Annotated in this window: 18 protein-coding genes and 2 tRNA genes; 3 read left to right on the top strand and 17 right to left on the bottom strand. The window is 49.1% G+C overall.

Features of this window, described 5'->3' with window-relative positions:
* The first annotated feature begins 252 nt into the window (after positions 1 to 252).
* A complete protein-coding gene (uraA, locus tag PLA01S_RS26070; protein WP_127594689.1) occupies positions 253 to 1,551 on the top strand; it encodes a uracil permease in 1,299 nt (432 codons plus the stop codon).
* Between the two features lie 93 nt (positions 1,552 to 1,644).
* Here the strand turns inward: uraA and PLA01S_RS26065 are convergent, their stop codons facing one another.
* The 6 genes from PLA01S_RS26065 to PLA01S_RS26040 form a co-directional block, all read right to left on the bottom strand.
* Positions 1,645 to 2,160, bottom strand: a complete 516-nt coding sequence (locus PLA01S_RS26065) for an adenine phosphoribosyltransferase (protein ID WP_100535762.1) — start codon at positions 2,158 to 2,160, stop codon at positions 1,645 to 1,647.
* A 26-nt stretch (positions 2,161 to 2,186) separates the two neighbouring features.
* Positions 2,187 to 4,586: a single-stranded-DNA-specific exonuclease RecJ gene (gene recJ, locus PLA01S_RS26060; protein WP_127594688.1), complete on the bottom strand. Its 2,400-nt coding sequence runs from the start codon at positions 4,584 to 4,586 to the stop codon at positions 2,187 to 2,189.
* A 61-nt stretch (positions 4,587 to 4,647) separates the two neighbouring features.
* Positions 4,648 to 5,613, bottom strand: coding sequence for a cation diffusion facilitator family transporter (locus PLA01S_RS26055; RefSeq protein WP_127594687.1), 966 nt, complete (start codon positions 5,611 to 5,613; stop codon positions 4,648 to 4,650).
* 138 nt (positions 5,614 to 5,751) lie between these two features.
* Entirely contained in the window at positions 5,752 to 6,669 is a 918-nt protein-coding gene (gene secF / locus PLA01S_RS26050; RefSeq protein WP_127594686.1) for a protein translocase subunit SecF, read from the bottom strand.
* Entirely contained in the window at positions 6,659 to 7,909 is a 1,251-nt protein-coding gene (secD, locus tag PLA01S_RS26045) for a protein translocase subunit SecD (protein ID WP_127594685.1), read from the bottom strand. Before secD ends, secF begins: the two co-directional genes overlap by 11 nt.
* A 131-nt stretch (positions 7,910 to 8,040) precedes the next feature.
* Positions 8,041 to 8,298, bottom strand: a complete 258-nt coding sequence (locus PLA01S_RS26040; protein WP_127594684.1) for a post-transcriptional regulator — start codon at positions 8,296 to 8,298, stop codon at positions 8,041 to 8,043.
* 188 nt (positions 8,299 to 8,486) lie between these two features.
* On the opposite strand from PLA01S_RS26040, the gene spoVB reads away from it, so the two are divergent.
* Positions 8,487 to 10,088 (top strand): stage V sporulation protein B, encoded by a 1,602-nt coding sequence (gene spoVB, locus PLA01S_RS26035; protein WP_127594683.1) that lies wholly within the window; start codon positions 8,487 to 8,489, stop codon positions 10,086 to 10,088.
* On the opposite strand, the gene PLA01S_RS26030 is transcribed toward spoVB, so the two are convergent.
* Positions 10,085 to 10,867: a YetF domain-containing protein gene (locus PLA01S_RS26030; protein ID WP_127594682.1), complete on the bottom strand. Its 783-nt coding sequence runs from the start codon at positions 10,865 to 10,867 to the stop codon at positions 10,085 to 10,087. The genes spoVB and PLA01S_RS26030 overlap by 4 nt on opposite strands.
* Positions 10,868 to 11,059: 192 nt before the next feature.
* Between PLA01S_RS26030 and PLA01S_RS26025 the strand changes: the two genes are divergently transcribed.
* A complete protein-coding gene (locus PLA01S_RS26025) occupies positions 11,060 to 11,449 on the top strand; it encodes a TIGR04086 family membrane protein (protein WP_100535755.1) in 390 nt (129 codons plus the stop codon).
* A gap of 116 nt (positions 11,450 to 11,565) precedes the next feature.
* Here PLA01S_RS26025 and yajC read toward each other — a convergent pair whose 3' ends face one another.
* The 10 genes from yajC to PLA01S_RS25975 all read right to left on the bottom strand — a co-directional run bounded on the left by yajC (position 11,566) and on the right by PLA01S_RS25975 (position 19,664).
* Positions 11,566 to 11,880, bottom strand: coding sequence for a preprotein translocase subunit YajC (yajC, locus tag PLA01S_RS26020; RefSeq protein ID WP_127594681.1), 315 nt, complete (start codon positions 11,878 to 11,880; stop codon positions 11,566 to 11,568).
* Positions 11,881 to 11,927: 47 nt separating this feature from the next.
* A complete protein-coding gene (gene tgt / locus PLA01S_RS26015; RefSeq protein WP_127594680.1) occupies positions 11,928 to 13,067 on the bottom strand; it encodes a tRNA guanosine(34) transglycosylase Tgt in 1,140 nt (379 codons plus the stop codon).
* 20 nt (positions 13,068 to 13,087) lie between these two features.
* Positions 13,088 to 14,119, bottom strand: a complete 1,032-nt coding sequence (gene queA, locus PLA01S_RS26010; RefSeq protein ID WP_127594679.1) for a tRNA preQ1(34) S-adenosylmethionine ribosyltransferase-isomerase QueA — start codon at positions 14,117 to 14,119, stop codon at positions 13,088 to 13,090.
* 5 nt (positions 14,120 to 14,124) lie between these two features.
* Positions 14,125 to 16,215: a SpoIID/LytB domain-containing protein gene (locus tag PLA01S_RS26005; RefSeq protein ID WP_127594678.1), complete on the bottom strand. Its 2,091-nt coding sequence runs from the start codon at positions 16,213 to 16,215 to the stop codon at positions 14,125 to 14,127.
* 57 nt (positions 16,216 to 16,272) lie between these two features.
* Entirely contained in the window at positions 16,273 to 17,280 is a 1,008-nt protein-coding gene (gene ruvB / locus PLA01S_RS26000; protein WP_071222748.1) for a Holliday junction branch migration DNA helicase RuvB, read from the bottom strand.
* A gap of 30 nt (positions 17,281 to 17,310) precedes the next feature.
* Positions 17,311 to 17,928 carry a Holliday junction branch migration protein RuvA gene (gene ruvA, locus PLA01S_RS25995; RefSeq protein WP_127594677.1) on the bottom strand — a complete coding sequence of 206 codons (618 nt, stop codon included), beginning with the start codon at positions 17,926 to 17,928 and terminating at the stop codon, positions 17,311 to 17,313.
* Positions 17,925 to 18,428 carry a crossover junction endodeoxyribonuclease RuvC gene (gene ruvC / locus PLA01S_RS25990; protein WP_100535749.1) on the bottom strand — a complete coding sequence of 168 codons (504 nt, stop codon included), beginning with the start codon at positions 18,426 to 18,428 and terminating at the stop codon, positions 17,925 to 17,927. Before ruvC ends, ruvA begins: the two co-directional genes overlap by 4 nt.
* A gap of 213 nt (positions 18,429 to 18,641) precedes the next feature.
* Entirely contained in the window at positions 18,642 to 19,355 is a 714-nt protein-coding gene (locus tag PLA01S_RS25985; protein ID WP_127594676.1) for a BofC C-terminal domain-containing protein, read from the bottom strand.
* 147 nt (positions 19,356 to 19,502) lie between these two features.
* A tRNA-Pro gene (locus tag PLA01S_RS25980) sits at positions 19,503 to 19,576 on the bottom strand.
* A gap of 8 nt (positions 19,577 to 19,584) precedes the next feature.
* A tRNA-Leu gene (locus tag PLA01S_RS25975) sits at positions 19,585 to 19,664 on the bottom strand.
* Positions 19,665 to 19,704 lie beyond the last annotated feature (40 nt).

Here is a 19,704-nt window from a genome sequence, read left to right as displayed (position 1 = left end):
CAAAACGTGCAGGTTCCCTCGTGATTGTTTTCCTATCATTATGACGCTTGTGACGTTATACGTCAACATGTCTAGCATTCAGACACTTATAGTATGCCCGTTTCCGGCGAGGAGACATCAAAACTTGACATGAATTGGATATTTTGACGAACTGTAAAAATTATTGTTGAAAAAACGAACGATTGTATTTAATCTAGTAAAGATCGTACGCGAACGGTCCTATATTTAAAGTCCTAAGAGGAGTGAAATGGTTTGCAACGTGAAATTCAAGTAGATGAGAAACTTCCGTTTGGCCCCGGTTTCCTTCTAAGCCTGCAGCATTTGTTCGCCATGTTCGGAAGTACGGTGCTTGTACCGAACCTTTTTGGTGTGGATCCCGGCATGATCCTGCTGATGAACGGTATTGGTACACTGCTCTACATTTTCTTATGTAAAGGAAAAATTCCGGCTTACTTGGGATCCAGCTTCGCCTTTATCGCACCGGTTCTGGTCGTACTGGCCAAAAATCCGGAAGCCAACTACGGCAAAGCATTAGGAGCCTTTATCGTTACCGGTATCATCTTCTGTCTCGTAGCTCTCATCGTTAAATATGCGGGAACCAAATGGATCGACTTCGTATTCCCGCCTGCGGTTATGGGTGCCATCATTGCGATGATCGGGCTTGAGCTTGTACCGGTTGCCGCAGGTATGGCCGGCTTTTTACCAGAAGAGGGACAATCCATTGATCCCAAAATCATTACGATTTCACTCGTAACACTTGGAGTCACTGTACTCGGATCCATCCTGTTCCGCGGCTTCGCCAAAATCATTCACATCCTGATCGGGATCGTTGTCGGATATGCGCTTTCCTTCGCGCTTGGGGTCGTGGAGACGGAGAAAATTGCGAACGCGAAGTTCCTGTCGGCTCCGGAGCTGACAACCCCTGTTTTCGATAGCGGGGCGATCTGGAGCATCATTCCGGTTGCGATCGTAGTTATCGTTGAGCACATCGGGCATTTGTTAGTAACAAGTAATATCGTGGGCAGAGACCTTTCCAAAGACCCGGGCTTGCACCGCTCCCTTCTCGGTAACGGTATATCCACTATTCTGTCAGGATTCGTAGGTTCCACCCCTAATACCACCTATGGTGAAAATATCGGGGTCATGGCACTCACTAAGGTATACTCGATATTCGTAATTGCCGGAGCAGCCATTATTGCGATTATACTCTCCTTCTCAGGAACGTTCTCCGCCGTTGTAGCGAACATTCCTACACCAGTAATGGGCGGCGTGTCCCTCCTGTTGTTCGGGGTAATCGCAGCTTCCGGTCTTCGAATTTTCGTCGAGCAGAAGGTGGATTTCTCCAAAGCAAGCAACATGATCTTGGCTACAATCGTATTGGTAACAGGGATTAGCGGTGTAACCTTGAAAATCGGTACCGTCGAGCTGAAGGGTATGGCCTTGGCAACCATCGTAGGTGTCCTTATGGCTCTCCTCTTCAAAGTCTTCGAAATTACCGGCCTCTCCAATGAAAAAAATGATGAGCCGCTCGTGGAAAAAACACCGGATTGAAACTAACGGCCTTATCGCTAATCAAAAAACGCCCTGAGCTGGTTGCTCAGGGCGTTTATTATTTCCCGGGAAAATCGGGAAGCATTTTGTCGATTACTCGTATTGCATCAATGTAAATACATCGATTCCATCCAGCTTCGAACGGCCATTGAGATCAGCCAGCTCGATCATGAATGCAGCTCCAACGACGTTTCCGCCTAATTGACGGATGAGGTTAACCGAAGTCGCAATCGTACCGCCTGTTGCAAGAAGATCATCCGCAATCAATACATTTTGCCCCTTCTCGATCGCATCGGTATGCATCGCCAAGCGATCTTTACCATATTCGAGGTCATATCCCACTTCAATCGTTTCGTAGGGAAGCTTTCCGCTTTTGCGAATGGGCGCGAATCCTACTCCAAGCGCATAAGCCAGCGGAGCACCCACGACAAATCCACGGGCTTCGGGACCAGCTATCACATCAATTTTGAGATCGGATACCAAGACCTTCAATTCTTCGATGGCTTTGCGATACACCTCACCATTCTTCAGCAGTGTAGTAATATCTTTGAAGCTGATCCCCGCCTGCGGAAAATCGGGAACGACACGAATATAATCTTTAAAATCCAAAATAATCTCCTCCTGTATAGTTGCGGTTAAGATACGCCTTTTGTGCGGGACATCATCCATTGGGTTAATTGTTCCGTACCGGCATGCAGCAGATGCTGCTCCATATCCGCCAAATCGCTTAGTTCACGGAAGTGACGGGAAGCGTCCAGCGGTTTTTTCTCCGGCTTCGGTATGAAGGTTATCTGTCCCTGGACACGCTGGATGAACGCCAATTCCTCAAACACATCCAGTACTTTGAGCAGCATGCGAGTGGACAAGGACGTCCGCTTCTGCAGACGTGTTACAACCTCATTCTCCGACATGGGAGCGGACGTCATTCCGGCAAGTAAAACATACAGCTTTTTAAACTGTTCGCGGTCCGGAATTTGCAACCGATCGCGCTGGTTCCGGGTCGGATGCAGCATGAATATATTGGGAACGGAATGGAAGGCTGACATGAATGCATCCAGTTGTTCAGCCGTTTCCGGTACATCCAGTACAAACAAAACGGAAATATCTTCTTGACTGCTCTCAGCAATATCATTTTCCGGCATGATGCCAGCATTCCTATCATATACCCAAAGGCACATATCATACAATTGACTTTTTATTTCCGGATGTGAATCTTTTGCGTACACCACTGCCGAACGGATTGCCGGGCAACGCAGATGCGGCTCCAGCTCGGCTCTCCACCGCTGAATTTCCTGTAACGGCTCTTTGATCCCGCGGTAATCAAACACCTGCTGATAAGGGGCGCAGATATCCTGAATCATAAGCTGTACTTTACGGCTCCCGTTCCATTCATTCACGGAAAGCTCGCCAAGCACATCCACAACCGATCCCACCGGCAAAATATCGGCAAGATGTCCCCAGCCGAATGAGATTGCATCGATAACCTCCCGCTTCTGCTGCAAACGAAGCTTCAAATGTTTCCCCTCTTTGCCGATTTTGCGGACGTCCTTGATGACAACATCCCGAAAGACGATCTTCGGTACGGCATTGGCCATGCCAAATGGACCTAGCTGTTCCATCTGTTCAATAACGGGCACCGATACATCCGACAAGCTGGCCTCCAGGTCCGCTTCACAGGTTGCAATTAAATGCTCTCCTTCGAGTGCTTCTTCCGCATATCGATGAAGTCCCTGTTCAAATTCCTCCAAGCGATCCCGATGAAGGCTCATGCCCGCTGCAGATGGATGACCGCCAAAATGGTCCATGACGTCCTTGCAGGAGTGCAGAGCCGCATAAATATCGAATCCCGGAATTGATCGGGCGGAACCTTTACAGTTCCCCGTCTCGGGATCAATCCCGAGGATAACGACAGGCCTGTAGAATCGCTCCAGTATTTTGGAAGCCACGATGCCAACCACGCCAACGTTCCAGCCTTCACCCGCCAATACGATGACAGGAGGAACCTCCTGTCCTCTCCAACGGTTTTGAACCATGCCAAGCGCTTCCTGGACGATGTTTTCAACCACTTGCTGCCGATCCTTGTTCAGCCCATCCAATTCCCAGGCAAGCCGCTCCGCCTCTTCCCGGTGTTCTGTTGTAAGCAGCGTGACGGCACGTCCTGCATGATCCAGACGGCCACTGGCGTTAATCCGGGGTGCCATGGAGAATGCCACATTAACGGCTGTCACCTGCTCCACATGGATCCCGGATACCTCAAGCAGGCATCGAATGCCTTCATACCTCGTATTCCGCATCGATTCGATCCCGTGCTTCACAAGCACCCGATTCTCCCCCGTGAGCGGCATCAAGTCAGCAATGGTCCCGATCGAAACAATCTGTAACCATTCCTCCGGCGGTTCTCCAACGAGAGCCTGTGCCAGCTTGTAAGCCACGCCTACGCCTGCCAGCCCCTTAAAGGGATACGGACATGTAGGGATTTTCGGGTTGATCAGCGCGTAAGCTTCTGGCAGCACTTCCGGCGGCTCATGATGGTCCGTAACAATCACGTCGATGCCAAGGCTGTTGGCATACGCAATTTGCTCGACTGCGCTAATCCCGGTATCGACGGTAATGACCAGACTGACCCCTTGCTGATGGGCCCAATCCAGCGCGTGATTATGTAAGCCATAACCTTCATTGGATCGGTGAGGTATATAAATATCATAAGATGCGCCCAAGTGCCGCATCAGATGAATCATCAATGACGTACTGGAAACACCGTCTGCATCATAATCGCCATAGATTAGAATATGCTCCCGATCCTCCAGCGCTTTACGAATACGCGGTACAGCCTCCTGCATCCCCTGCATAAGATAAGGGTCATGCGTCAGCTCAAACGTTCCATATAGAAATCTACGTCCATCCTCGGCTGATTGTATCCCCCGTGACGCCATGAGTGATGCCACCATGGGTGGCAGCGACAGATCCTGGGCCAGCCTATCGGTGATCGATGACTCTGCCGAGCGTATTCTCCATTCATATTTGGAATACAGCACAGGGACTCACCTTCCTTTTCCTGCCTTTTTCCTGCTGTCTTACACCTATTAGCTCCAGACGCTACTGCGGAAGTGTCGGCATATCGTTATCCATCAAGTCATAGTTCGATTTATATGGATATCCCGGTTCATAAGGTACAACGTGAACCTTGGCATCCGTAACCTGAATAAAACGATGGGTCAACAGCTTCCGGATTCGCTCGGCAATTTCTTGAGCTTCCAATACGGACGTCCGCGGATTCACGGTAACTTTCACTTCAATGTTCACATGACGGATCTGCCCGTATTCTTGTACCTTCAGTTCCTCGATCGTGATCACGCCATGCACTCGCTGAATCGTATCCATGAATTCGGCTTCGTGCTCATGCCGCTTCTCTTCCACGAGCGTTCCATAGACGGAATGAACGATTAGTATATACCCTTTGCGGACCACGAGACAAGCTACAATCAGAGCCGCAACCGAATCCATGTAGAGCAGGGGTGTCCATTCAAAGTAGGAGCCACCCATCGCTAGTGACACGCCGATCAATACCGTAAGCGAAGAGTACAGGGCAAATCGATGATCAGCGGACAGCACCTCGTACCGGGGGTCATTGTTTCTTTTGATCTGCCGACATTGGTACTGAAATACCGCTTCATTCACCGCGAGTGAGATGAAGACCGCAAGCAGTGCCGATTTGGTTGGCGGCTCCAAGTCGCCTGATGCCATGGTCTGAATCGCGGATACCGCAATTTGAATACCGCCCATGATCAATAAAACGGCAAATAGAATCGAGATCACGGGCTCCGTCGTGTCCGAAACGTTCCGTTTGTCCCGAATGGAGCTTTTACTGCCGAAAATACCCAGGCTTGGCAAACGGTCCACCAATAAAGTTACGGCATTTGCCGCAGAATGCAGAGCATCTCCGATTAGAGCCTTGCTGCCGGATAAATAACCGGCGATCCCTTTGCACAAGGCCAATGCAAAATCCGTTACAATGCCTGTCCAAAGGACAGTCTCCGTATGATTCAAACGTTCATTGCTCACTTGAGGCCCCCCTCAATGTCACTATCGATCCTGTGCTTATCGTGCTGTTAACTTTAGAAAGCCGCGTCGCCTGCGACGCGGCTTTCTACTTGTATAGGATCCTCTGCTATCTAGACTGCTACGCCAACAGCGGCTCAATTAGATTTCAATCTTATCTTTGCTTGGCTTCGGTGAATTCGGTTTATTGCTCACATTGCGGCCTTTAAGAAGGAGCCACAACGGACTTGCGATAAAGATCGAAGAGTACGCGCCGAATGCCAAACCGATACAAATGGCCAGAGAGAACATCTGAATCGACTCGCCCCCAAGCAGGAGCATGAAGAATGCAGCGATGAATACGGACAATGCCGTATAGATCGAACGTCCGATCGTCTGGGACAAACTTTTGTTAACCAGATCCTTAAGATCCGAGACTCTCTTAATCTTGGCAAATCTCAAGTTCTCTCTGATCCGGTCAAAGATAACGATTGTATCGTTTATCGAATAACCGATGATGGTCAGAACGGCGATAATGAATGTTAGATCCACCTCTAATCCAAGGATGGAGAAGATACTGATGACAACAAATGCATCATGCAGCAGCGCTACGATCGCTGCAATCGCAAATCGCCATTCAAAGCGGATGCTGACATAGATAATAATCCCGATACAGGAGAGCAGCACGGCATAAATGGCGTTCCGTCCAAGCTCATTGGCCATCTCGGGGTCAACCGTATTGATCTCGAAGGTTGCCTTATTATCCAGCTTCTCAATTCCGGAACGGAGCTTCAGATCCTGATCCTCGGTCAGTACCTCGCTGAATCGAATATTCACACGGTCATTACCGGGAGTGACGCTCGCATCTTCACCAATTCCAGCCTCTTTTAATACGGTATTAATCTGCTCCGTAGTCAAGGGCTTGGAGAGTGAGATGTCTACGTTCGAGCCGGATTGGAAATCAACTCCGTAGTTAAGACCACGAGTCAAGAGGAATACCAAGCCCAGAATCGTAATTGCAATGGATAGGATATAGAAAAATCTGCTTTTGCCTACGAAATCAAAGTTCTTAAAGCTCACGAATGTCACGCTCCTTTACGCCATAATGGCTCGGTTTGCGGGCCCAACCAATATTCACAAGCAGATTGAGCAAGAAACGGGAGAAATAAACGTTCGTGGCAATACTCACGATGATCTCCAGAATCAATACTAGCGCAAAACCTTTAACCGCGCCGGTACCAAATCCGAACATGACAGCTGCAACGAGTATCGTTGTTAAGTTGGAGTCCATAATCGCTCGCAGGGATGACTTACCGCCTGCTTTCACCGCTGATGGAACACTCTTGCCAGTTCTGATCTCTTCCCGAATGCGCTCATAGGTGATGATATTAGCATCAACCGCCATACCAATACCTAATATAAATGCCGCAATACCTGGAAGCGTCAGCGTAAAGTCAGCCCATACGAAAATAAGAATGAGAAGCCATGTATGCAAAATAAGTGCAAAGCTTGCCAGCAAACCCGGTACGCGATATCTGATAATCATGAACAGCAGAATCGCAACAGACGCGATAAGACCTGCTTGTACCGTTTTCGTAAGAGACTGCATACCGAGCGTAGCTCCTACGCTCTGAGAGTACTTCTCAACCAGTTTCAGCGGCAGGGCGCCGAGATTAATCGTATCCCGGATCTGCTTCGCTTCATCCAGCGAATAGCTCCCCGTAATTTGTGCGGTACCGTCGGTTAATACGGCCCGTACCGTCGGAGCTGACAGCAATTGGTCGTCCATGAAGATAGCCAGCTCTTGACCGAGAAGACGTTCTGTAATTTCAGCAAACTTCCCTTTGTCCTTCACTTTAATATCTATCATAGGCTGATTAAGCTGGTCGTAGGCAACAGAAGCGCCGTTCTCGACGAAATCGTCGCCGCGGAGCTCAATTTTACAGAACTCCTCGCCTTCTTTACAGCCGTCATTGCTTCGGAATGTGAGGTTTGCAGGTTCTTTCATTGTTTTTCGAACTTCGGCCTCATCCGTTACGCCTGCCACCTTCAAGCGAATCCGGTTCGCCCCTTCCGGTGTAACCTCAGGCTCCGATGTTCCCATTGCATCCGCACGCTTTTGCAAGCTCTTTGCGGTTTCCTGCAGTGCTTCTTTTGTGACTTGCTGCCCTTCCATCAAAGGCTCTGCTTCATAAAGGATTTCGAATCCACCCTTAAGATCCAAACCTAGACGGACGTCTTTCAGCAAGCCTGGAGTTGTAACGGCCATTAATACAGTGATCACGAGTACGGTTCCGACGAAACTGATAATTCTCTTCATGCCGTCCTATGTTCCCCCTTTTTACTCAATATTCCTATTATAGCGATGTCATAAAACCCAGTCAATTTATCAAAATTTGTCGGGCTTATGAATGAACTCTTATATCCGCAAGGCAAAAGGGACCTCTTCGATTAATCGAAAGAAGATCCCTTATATGCTGATATTGTCATATAGTTCATTAACGCTGTCGCCTTCAAGGACAGAATGTCATTGACCAGTTTGTGGAGGGAGGGGACGCCTTCCTTTTTATATTTGCTGCTGACACAGTTCCAAATATCGTCGCTCGTCACATACTCGTACCCAATCAAATGCATTTCCTCAACCTTGCTCAAGCATACCATCTCAATGGTGCTCATCAATTCTTCCTCGCTCATTTGCTCGAGTTCCATGCATATGGCCTCCTCACTGACTCCCTGTTGTCCCTAAGTTACATTCGACATGATACATTGCTTTCCTTCTATTCCTATCATGTCCTGAAAAAAAAGTAAAGTCATCAGATGGGACAGGTAGGGCATATCCATAAGAATAGCCATGTCGTGTCACCGTATTCAGTCTTAACCAGGGAGTGGGATGGACAGTGAACAAGCAATCATTTATTAAAGGAACGCTGATTTTACTTGCAGCCGGCATAGTAAACCGCCTACTCGGTTTTATCCCCCGGATCGCCCTCCCCCGGATCATTGGACCCGAGGGTGTCGGAATTTACCAACTGGGCTACCCCTTCTTTATCGTGCTCGTGACAATCATTACCGGCGGAATTCCGCTTGCCATCGCCAAAATGGTTGCCGAAGCAGAGGGCGCCGGGAAGCAGGATGCTTCCAAGCAAATTCTGCATGTCAGCCTGATGCTGACGCTTACAGCAGGCACCCTCTTTATGGGACTCAGTCTGCTCCTTGCCCCTTGGGTAACCGGCGTGCTTTTGCCGGACGAGCGTGTATACCAAACCTTTATCAGCATGACGCCCATGATGATTATCATTGCCGTTTCGTCGGTCTACCGCGGATATTTTCAAGGTAAACAGAACATGATTCCCTCCGCGAGCTCCTCCGTGATCGAGACGATTGTCCGAATTATTTGCATGCTGTGGTTTGCGCATCTTCTGATGCCCAAAGGCATCGCTTATGGGGCGGCGGGTGCCATGCTCGGAACTGCCGTGGGGGAACTGATTGGCATGATCGCGCTGCTGCTGCAATATTCCGGCGAGGGACGACGTACGAATAAACTTTTACCTAAACCGCAAAAAGCAATATCCGAAAACACTGCGAAAGAAGACTCTCCATCGAATCAAGGCATCCTAAAACGTTTACTCGGCATTGCATTGCCGGTAACGGGAGGCAAGATGGTAGGCTCCTTCTCCTACCTGCTGGAGACGATTCTGACCAATCGCAGCCTCGCCATGGCAGGTATAGCGACATCCGTAGCCACAGCCCAGTACGGTGCACTGCAAGGGATGATCATCCCGCTCCTGCTGCTGCCCGGCGCATTGACGGTTTCTTTGGCCATCTCTCTGGTACCTTCACTCTCGGAAGCAGCCGCCCGTAATGATCGGTCTACGATCCACAAACGTATGAATCAATCCCTTCGGTTAGCCCTGGTCTCCGGAGCTCCGTTTGCCATCATCATGTTTGTTCTGGCTGAGCCATTATGCCTGCTCCTGTACGACAACGCGGAGATTAGCGATATGCTCAAAATCATGGCGCCGTTTGCCTTGTTCCTGTATGTGCAGTCCCCGCTTCAAGCTGCTTTACAAGCACTGGACCGTCCGGGCCGGGCACTGCTCAATACGTTATTCGGGGCGATCATCAAAATGAGCCTCATCGTGTATTTGGCATCCAATCCCGCCTTTGGCATAAAAGGGGCCGTCATTGCCATTATCGTAAACAGCATTGCAGTTACATTACTCCACGGTTTCAGTCTATCGAGACTGATCGGCTTTCGATTCCGTCTGCTGGATTATGTCAAAATCGGGGCGGTTATGATTATTATGGGTGCTTGCGTCCTCTATGGGTACAAACATCTTCCGTTTTCGACCGCGCCATGGTTGCAATTTTGGACCTCTATCGCCGTTGGTATTCTGGTCTATTTCGTCATGATTTTTATGACCAAGCTGGTCACGCCGCGGGATCTGGAGCGTGTGCCTGTCGTCGGTCCCTGGTTCAATAAATTCAGCCGCCGTTAGATCCTGTCTTTACGATCAATGTAAATCCGGCCTTTATGGTCAATGGAGCATAGAAAAATATCCTTAAAATCCTTAGCACCGTAATTCTGTATCTCGTTCTTAAGCCAGAACCGCGTTTTTTGGATCAATTCAAGGTTCTCGTCCTGCACCTTTCCATCCAATATAAGCGGAATGGGCAGGCCTTCATACGTAATTTTATCGTAAGGAATATCTACGACTGTAGGGTTATCTTTTTCGGATTGGAATGAAGTGGATGAAGAATTGTTGGCAGTTGAGGTGTTGGACGAACGTGAAGAGCTATTCGAACTACTGTTGGAGCTGTTGCCCGTATCCTTTGGAATCACGGTGAGCTGACCGGATGTTTCAAGTATCGCAAATTCCACATCCGCCAGACTGTCAATATCTTTGCCTCTGAGCTGCTGCATCAGATCATCCAGATTATAGCGAAGCCTTGCCATCTCTTTGCGGTGCAGCCTGCCCCTGGATACCAATACACTTGGCTTTCCGTCGGCAAACAGCCGTATACTTCGATTTTTCAGTCCGATGTAAGCAAGACCTACCTGAATGGCAACCAAAACGGCGATAGGAGCGAGTCCCTCCCAAATCGGCTTATGGACATCTTCAAGAACAAAAACGGCGATCTCTGCAATCATAACGGATATGACCAAATCGAAGATGGACAGCTTTCCGATTTCCCGTTTGCCCATGATTCTCATGGTAACAAAGATGACCACATACATCAGAATGGTCCGCAGAATCAGAATAGTCATATGAGACATAAACAATCCCTCCTAGCTTGTCGAACATTCTCATGTACAGCTATTCTGACCTGCTATAGCTTTTCCCATTCGATTACAACGGATTAATTAATGGAAATCATGCAAAACCGGCAGCAAAATGTTCAGTTTGTACTATATGTACAGGCTTGGCCATACAATTTAATGATCAAGATTAGTTAAGGGGGATGATTCATGGAACCGATCCGTCGAGTATTCACTTTCAGGATCACCAATCCGATTCTTTCAGGATTATTGTATTCTTTTTTCTGGATGTTTCTTGGCGCGTTGGCGTTATCCCTGCTTCTATGGGGCAGCGGGCTGGCCGAAGATGATTTATCGTTCTACACATTTCTCGTACATGCTATCGCAGCCTTTATCGGTGGTTGTGTCAGCGGTAAGCGTGCAGGAAACAGAGGTTGGTATTACGGCTGCCTGACAGGGCTGATATACGGCATTACGCTGCTCGTCATTGGCTTTCTTGCCTTGGATAGTTCCTTATCTCTCGGAGATTTGACGCTGATTGCCACGGTATTTGCTGGGGGCGCCATTGGGGGAATGTTCGGGGTCAATTTAAAAAAATAAATTTAGGCTCTAATCCTCGGAGCATCTCACTAGCACGCTAAAAAAACAAAGGCTGATTCCTAAAAGGAATCGGCCTTTGTTTTGACGATTACATTCCATATGTAGGTGAAACGTCATTATGCATCCGCATTCACACTATGGCTGATAGAGTTACGATCGAACGTCAACTTCGTTACATCGTTCACTTTCAAAACCACGATGTCGTCGGTAATCTCCACGATTGTGCCGTGAAGGCCTCCAATGGTTACGACTTTATCGCCCTTTGACAAGGCGCTAAGCATTGCGTTCCTGGTCTTCTGTTTCTTCTGCTGTGGACGAATAAGCAGAAAATAAAAGATGACAAACATCAGAACGAACGGCAAAATCAACCCTAAAATGCCGCCTCCGCCTTGACCTGCACCAGTTGCTAAATCAAATGAAGTTCCAAACATATCTTTCCCCCCTTTCACAAACTTATCATGATGGCCATGAACTTGCTTTAGAACCCTTTTTCATTATCATGAAGGCCGTACTTATCAAAAAACTCATCGCGGAAATCAAGCAGACGGTCTTCCATAATACTCTGACGCACGTTACGCATCAAATTGAGCAGGAAATGCAGGTTATGATACGTCGTCAATCTTAATCCAAACGTTTCATCACTTTTAATCAGATGACGCAGATAAGCACGCGAGTAGTTACGGCAAGTGTAGCAGTCACATTCCGGATCCAGCGGTCCGTAATCCCTGGCATATTGAGCATTTCGAACGACAAGACGGCCTTGACTTGTCATCGTTGTCCCGTTGCGAGCGATCCGCGTCGGAAGCACGCAATCGAACATATCCACACCACGAATCGAGCCCTCAATCAACGCATCAGGTGATCCGACTCCCATCAAATAGCGAGGTTTATTGTTCGGCAGCAGGGGCACCGTGTAATCCAGCACTTCATACATAAGCTGCTTCGATTCTCCCACACTAAGTCCACCAATAGCATAACCCGGGAAATCCATGGAAGTCAAATCACGGGCGCTCTGACGGCGCAGATCCTCATGCATGCCTCCCTGAACGATGGCGAATAGGGCTTGGTCTTCCGGTCTTGCATGGCTCTTAAGGCAGCGTTCAGCCCAGCGAGAGGTCCGCTCGGTGGATTGTTTGACGTATTCATACTCTGCAGGATAAGGCGGGCATTCATCAAAAGCCATCATAATATCAGATCCGAGCGCGTTCTGAATCTCCATCGCAACTTCCGGGGAAATAAACAGTTTATCTCCGTTCAAGTGGGAACGGAAATGTACGCCTTCTTCCGATATTTTTCTCATTTCTGCCAAGCTGAATACCTGGAAGCCGCCGCTATCGGTCAAAATCGGCCGGTCCCAGTTCATGAATTTGTGCAGTCCGCCTGCTTCCTTCACAATATCATGTCCCGGACGCAGGAACAGGTGATAGGTGTTGCTCAAAATAATATGGGCATCCATAGCTTTTAACTCTTCCGGGCTCATGGTTTTTACGGTTGCCAATGTTCCCACAGGCATGAATGTCGGCGTATCGATCACGCCATGCGGAGTGTGCACTCTGCCGAGCCTAGCGCCCGATTGTTTACACGTTTTAATATGTTCATAAGTAACAGCTGCTACCATTGTGATAACCAACCTCCGAATTAATAGATAAACATCGCGTCGCCAAAGCTGAAGAATCGGTATTCCTTATCAACAGCTTCCTTGTACGCTTTCATAATGTGTTCGCGACCGGCCAGCGCGCTGACCAGCATAACCAGCGTGGATTTCGGCAGATGGAAATTCGTAATCAGCGCATCCACGACGGTAAAAGCATATCCGGGATATATGAAAATGCTTGTCCAGCCGCTGCTCTCGCGCAGAGGCTCGCCGTTCAGCTCCGATCCAACCGTCTCCAGCGTTCTGCAAGAGGTAGTCCCTACAGCGATAACCCGGCCGCCGCGCCGCTTCGTTTCATTCAGCAGCTCAGCGGTTTCCTGGGAAAGGGAATAGTACTCTTCATGCATGACATGATCCTCAACCTGTTCCACGGACATCGGACGAAATGTCCCCAATCCCACGTGCAGGGTGATGAAAGCGATGTCCACTCCCTTGGCCCGGATCTGTTCTAGGAGAGCTTCCGTGAAGTGCAGGCCCGCCGTCGGTGCGGCTGCGGACCCTTCATGCTTCGCGTATACCGTCTGATAACGATCACGGTCATCCAACTTTTCCTTAATATATGGCGGGAGCGGCATTTGCCCCAGTTCATCCAGGATTTCTTGGAAAATCCCTTTATACGAGAAGGATAAGGTGCGAGCACCCATCTCGCCTTCTTCCTCAATCACAGCTTTTAATTTCCCGTCACCGAAGGAAATTATGTTTCCTTTTTTCAGCTTCTTGCCGGGTTTTACAAGTGCTTCCCACCGGTCTTGTCCCATATTTTTCAGCAGAAGGACCTCTGCTTTCGCACCGGTGTCTTCCTTTACACCAAACAATCGGGCCGGTATAACCTTCGTATCGTTTAATACGAGCGTATCTCCCGGATTCAGGCTGTCTATGATGTCCGCAAACGTCTGGTGGCTTATGTGTCCGCTCTCTTTGTTAAGCGTGAGAAGCCTGGAAGAACTTCGATCCAGCAGCGGTGTCTGCGCAATTAAATGTTCGGGCAATTCAAAATCATACAAATCCACATTCATATCGGTCAGTCCTTCGTAATAGTCGTGTTGCGGTAATAGTGTTGGAGTATCTGCTTATAATCATACCCTTCATCTGCCATTCCCTTGGCACCCCATTGGGACATGCCCAGTCCGTGACCAAAGCCTTTACCGGTAAATTTAAAGCCGGAAGAGCTTTCAATCACACGGGCTTTTCCCGTTCCATTCATCACAACGGTACCGGAACCTTTGACATTACCGTTACCGCTCCCTGAGATGACGGATACCGTTTGGCCGCTTGAAACCGTGGATACCGCACCATTCGCGCTCAATACAGTATAACTTCCGGTCGATTCAATATCAAACAATGTGCTTGGCAGACCGTTAAAAGCCGAGCGGAACATATCCGGATATTTTACGTCCAGCACTTGACCGTTTGCTTTCACCGTAAGGGCACGTCCGGACGGGCCTCGCTCCGTTACATCCAGCGAAGTAATGGAAGCAGGCAGACTGTTGGAGGTTTTTCCTTTTAGAGAGGCCAGCAGTTGATCCGAAGTATAGGGACCGCGAACCCAGTCATAGCTATTGGATTCCGGCACTTTCTCAAGGACAACGGCTGTTTCTCCCGGATTCATCTTGCCTACAGGCTCAACGTTGGATTGGATCAATGGCAGTGGACGTACGTTTGTATCCTTGGCGGTAACGGTCATATACAGGAGTCCTGCCGATGTTTTGTTGCCGGTTTCCTTCACATTGTCCTCACGTACATAACCTGTAATGCCACTCGGAAGAAGTACATGATACCAGGATTTAAGCGCTGCTTGAGATGAGGAATCTCCAGGGCTTTCCACCGCGGCAAACAGATCGTTACGGTTACCCCACACCTCGGTGGAGTCTGCCGTCATTCCTCCGCTATTGGAAGAAAACACGGTTTCCACGATTTTGCCGTCCTTCATGACCACTTCGCCGTCGGTTGCATCCACTGCCTGAATAATGCTCGGATACTCATAGGCTGTTCCGTAATAGGCCTGGCTTAGCGTTGTGTCCACGACATGAGCTACTTCGAACTTATTTCCTTGGAATAGCGCATAGCTGCGCGCTGCCACAGCCTGGGCTTTCAGAGCTTCAGCCCCCCAAATAGACGGCACCTCGGCTCCAACGACGGAATACAGGTACTGCTGGAACGGCAGTTCATTGACAAGATACAATTGACCGTTCTTTTGTCCGATCTCCAAAGCGCCTCGATACGAACGATCCGATCGTTCCTTCACATTCGTCCCGGCTCCTGAACTCCCCTCCACCCGCAGAACGGACTGACCACCCGACAACATATAATGCTGTGACTCTTGAGGAGTCGCCAGGTTCAGGCTTACATCTCGTCTCATAATCAGACCCGGGGTGGTGGCATTCTGTTCAACGAGGGAACCGGATATTGCAGCAGCTTCCAGTTTGACTGCAGCCAGATCGGCTGTGTTGGCAGCCTCGCCTACCCACACCTCATAAGCGGATGTACCTCCGCTTTGCACCACAACATTGAAAGCATCCATTCCGGCATCTGCATACGTCTTACGCACAGACTCCGCCTCCGCCTCCGATCCGTACGAGCCCGCAGACAGATGCAGCCCTCCTTTAACGGAAGGCTTTTGACCATTCAGATAAGCAGCCGCCGTTTTCGCAGTTCGCGCAGCCGCTTCCACGGCCGCTTTCTCTGTACCGTACATACCGGCATATAGTTTGTATACATTGCCGTCCGTAAACAGCATCGGTTTGTCATTCGTGGCCTGCAGTTTTTTCGCTGCTTCCGAAGCCGTTTTCCAATCCGCGGTCTCAAGCACCTTGACGCGGTATGTATCCACACTCATTCGGACCTGCTGGTTTGCTGGGATGTTCATCAAAGTCTGCTGAGCACCGGATTCACGCAGCGATGCGGTCAGAGCCTCAGTGGATTTTAGCGTAACGGCATTGGTTGTCGATTTATACTGACTGCCCAGATCCAAAAACATCGCAACTCGAATCGTATCTAATGAAGGAGCGGCCGCATGTACCGCAGGCCCGTTCCATAAGGTTCCGGCAACAGCCAGTGACAATAGTCCCTTGGTGGTCCAACCAAATAATGATTTCGTCCAGTTCCTATCCATTTACGTCTTTCCTCCTGTAGCTATTAGGATTTGGTATGAATGTAATGATTCTATAATCTAACGGCGATCCTCAGGGAAAGGAATACCTAAATGTTGATAAGCTGTAGGCGTTACAACCCGTCCCCGGGGTGTACGCTGCAAGAAACCGATCTGCAGGAGATACGGTTCATATACATCTTCAATGGTTTGGCTTTCTTCTCCGATGGTTGCCGCGATGGTATCCAGGCCTACAGGTCCCCCGCGGAAGCTTTTGATCATGGCGTTCAACATTTTATGATCGATAAAGTCCAGACCCATCGGATCGATCTGCAGCATCTTCAGCGCTTCCTGAGCGATGCTTGGCGTTATCATGCCATCTCCTCGAACCTGGGCATAATCACGCACCCGTTTCAAGAGACGGTTGGCAATGCGGGGCGTCCCGCGCGATCTCAGGGCAATCTCTTCCGCTGCCTCTCCCAATATCTCGATCCCCAAAAGATCGGCATTGCGTGACACGATGTAACTCAGCTCGTCGACCGTATAGAACTCCAGACGGCTTACCACACCAAAACGATCCCTTAGCGGCGCAGAGAGCAATCCAGCCCGGGTAGTGGCGCCAATTAAGGTAAACGGCGGCAGATCCAGACGAACCGAACGTGCGCTTGGCCCTTTCCCGATCATAATATCCAGCGCAAAATCCTCCATCGCCGGATACATCACTTCCTCTACCGTCCGGTGCAGCCGATGGATCTCATCAATAAACAGGACATCTCCTTCCTGCAAATTGGTGAGAAGCGCAGCCAGATCCCCCGGACGCTCGATTGCCGGACCGGACGTCGTACGGAGATTAACGCCAAGCTCATTGGCGATAATATTCGCCAGCGTCGTTTTACCAAGTCCCGGAGGACCGTACAACAACACGTGGTCAAGCGCTTCGTTACGCATTTTTGCCGCTTCGATATATACCTTGAGATTTTCCTTAACTTGATTCTGTCCTATATATTCAGCCAAATAGCGTGGACGCAGACTAAGCTCGACAGCCTGTTCGTCCATCATCAGATTGGCGGAAATAATTCGATCGTCCATCTAAATAAACTCCTCTCCTGCAGCGATCCTCTAACCGGCGTATAGCTGCTGCAGTGCCCGTTTCATCAGCACATCGACGGATTCACCGCTTGCGGCAGAATCCTTAATTTTGAGCCAAACCTTGTCCAGCTCGCTATCCGTATAACCAAGAGCCTTCAATCCCTCACGTGCCTCAGACCACGCCGAGCCATCTGCTTCCGGTTCAGGCTCCTGTATGGCAAAAAGACCGGTCATCATGCTCGCATTCCCGAATCCTTCAAGCTTGTCCTTAAGGTCCAGAATCATGCGCTGCGCCGTTTTCTTACCGATTCCGGGAAGTTTGATTAAGAAGGATACATTCTCCTGGTAGATCGCGGAAACTACATGATCCGGAGATCCCCCGCCCAATATGCCGAGCGCCACACGCGGACCGATTCCTGAGACTTCGATCAGTTTACGGAACAGCTTCTGTTCCTCCCGTGTCGGAAATCCAAACAACAGGATGGCATCCTCCCGGACATGATGATGGGTAAACACCGTGATGGTTCCTTCAGTTTTGGCAAAGGCATACGGATTCGGGCAGAACACCCGATATCCTACCCCTTGAACATCCAATACAATATATTCACTCTCTAAGTGGACAACCTGTCCCCGTAAAAAATCAATCATTTTCGCAATACCTCATTTAACTTGGAATTCAGTGTATAGGAATGAGCGTGACAGATCGCAACAGCCAATGCATCCGCCACATCGTCAGGTTTGGGAATGCTCTGCAGCTTCAGGAACATCCTGACCATCTCCTGTACCTGTTTCTTCTCGGCCTTGCCATAGCCGACAATCGCCTGCTTCACCTGCATCGGCGTATATTCTGCAATCGGGAGCCCGCGCTGGACCGCAGCCAGGATGAGAACCCCTCTGGCCTGGGATACGGACATCGCCGTGGTAACGTTGCGGTTAAAAAACAATTTCTCGAAAGCAACGGCCTCAGGCTCATATTTATCAATGAGCTGCAGCATGCCTTCGTACACGTGTTGCAGCCTCTCTTCATCCGGTGTATGGGCTTCCGTCTGGATGCAGCCATACTGTACTGGCGTGACTTTACTTCCAACCTTATCTACAAACCCGAAACCTACAATCGCGATCCCGGGGTCGATCCCTAAAATACGCAAACCAATCTCTCCTCTGATGAAGCGAACATATGTATCGTTCTCCCATTATAACAAAAGATCGACCTCTGTTGAGGAAAAACTTTGATCCTTTAAGCACCAGTTACGTATCCTCTATATTGAGACCGCTGACATCCCCGTAGAACGCAAAAAAACTGCCCGGACAATTTCCGGGCAGCAGCATCTTCGGTCACGAAGCGACAAGTATGGGACGATCTAAGGGGTCGGGTTCATGACATTCTCAGCCATATCCCGTGCATAGTCGCTAAAAGTTGACAGAACACTGTTATACTCTTCCATATCTTGAATGCGAATACCTTCTTCAAGCTGTTGAATCACATCTTTAGGCAAAGAGGACTCCATCGAACCGACATCCAGCTGAAAGAAGGTCCGCATCACTTTCTCTTCCTCCGGCGGGCCATCAAACAATGATAAGTTTCCGTTGGAATCGATGCTCATATAGGCTTGCCTCTTACAGGTGGGGGAAAGGTCCGATACGGCATGCTCCAGCCAGACTTCGCCTTTGTTATCCAATCGTCCCTGCCATAAAGGATTTTTATTCATCAGTTCATAAATACCGTCCGCCGTAAGCTTTCCCATATCCTGCTCTTCGATGCCACATACATAAGTGATGCGAACATGAACAAGCTTCTTTCCCTTCGAGGTATTCAGCTTCTGCATGAATTCCCTCTGATCCTGCCTGCGTTCTTCCTGCTTTTCATCCTCGATCTGCAAGTAATGCATCGTTTCTACGGCCAGTGGCGTTTCGTTGGATGCAGCAGTGAGCAGCTTTTTCATCTGATCCTTTATATTCTGGCCGGACCATATCATGATACCTGCGATCAAAATGATCGCACAGGACCAAATCGCGCGTCTCCAGCGTCTCCAGCGTTTTCTGAACAGCTTCTTAAAGAAATGAAAAACACTCAAGGTTATCCCCTTCTATTCAATGTTTTTCATATTGTGACCGGGAAGCTGCCAAATTATTCAGTTCCGCTTTTGCCATTAGCATCAATTTCAATCCATAACAAAGAAAAACCGCCTTCAGTTTCACTGAAAGCAGTCTTTCGATTCGAATCGGGATGACACGATTTGAACATGCGACCCCCTGGTCCCAAACCAGGTGCTCTACCAAGCTGAGCTACATCCCGTTATTTAATGCCGGTGAAGGGACTCGAACCCCCACGGTTTCCCTCACGATTTTGAGTCGCGCGCGTCTGCCAATTCCGCCACACCGGCACAATGAAATTTCATAATGAGTAAGTAATTAATTTAAAAA

Source organism: Paenibacillus lautus NBRC 15380, from assembly GCF_004000945.1.
In the GTDB taxonomy this organism is placed as follows: Bacteria; Bacillota; Bacilli; order Paenibacillales; family Paenibacillaceae; genus Paenibacillus_AQ; species Paenibacillus_AQ lautus.
The sequence above is the reverse complement of the archived record's forward strand: the minus strand, read 5'-3'. Positions and strand labels throughout refer to the sequence as shown.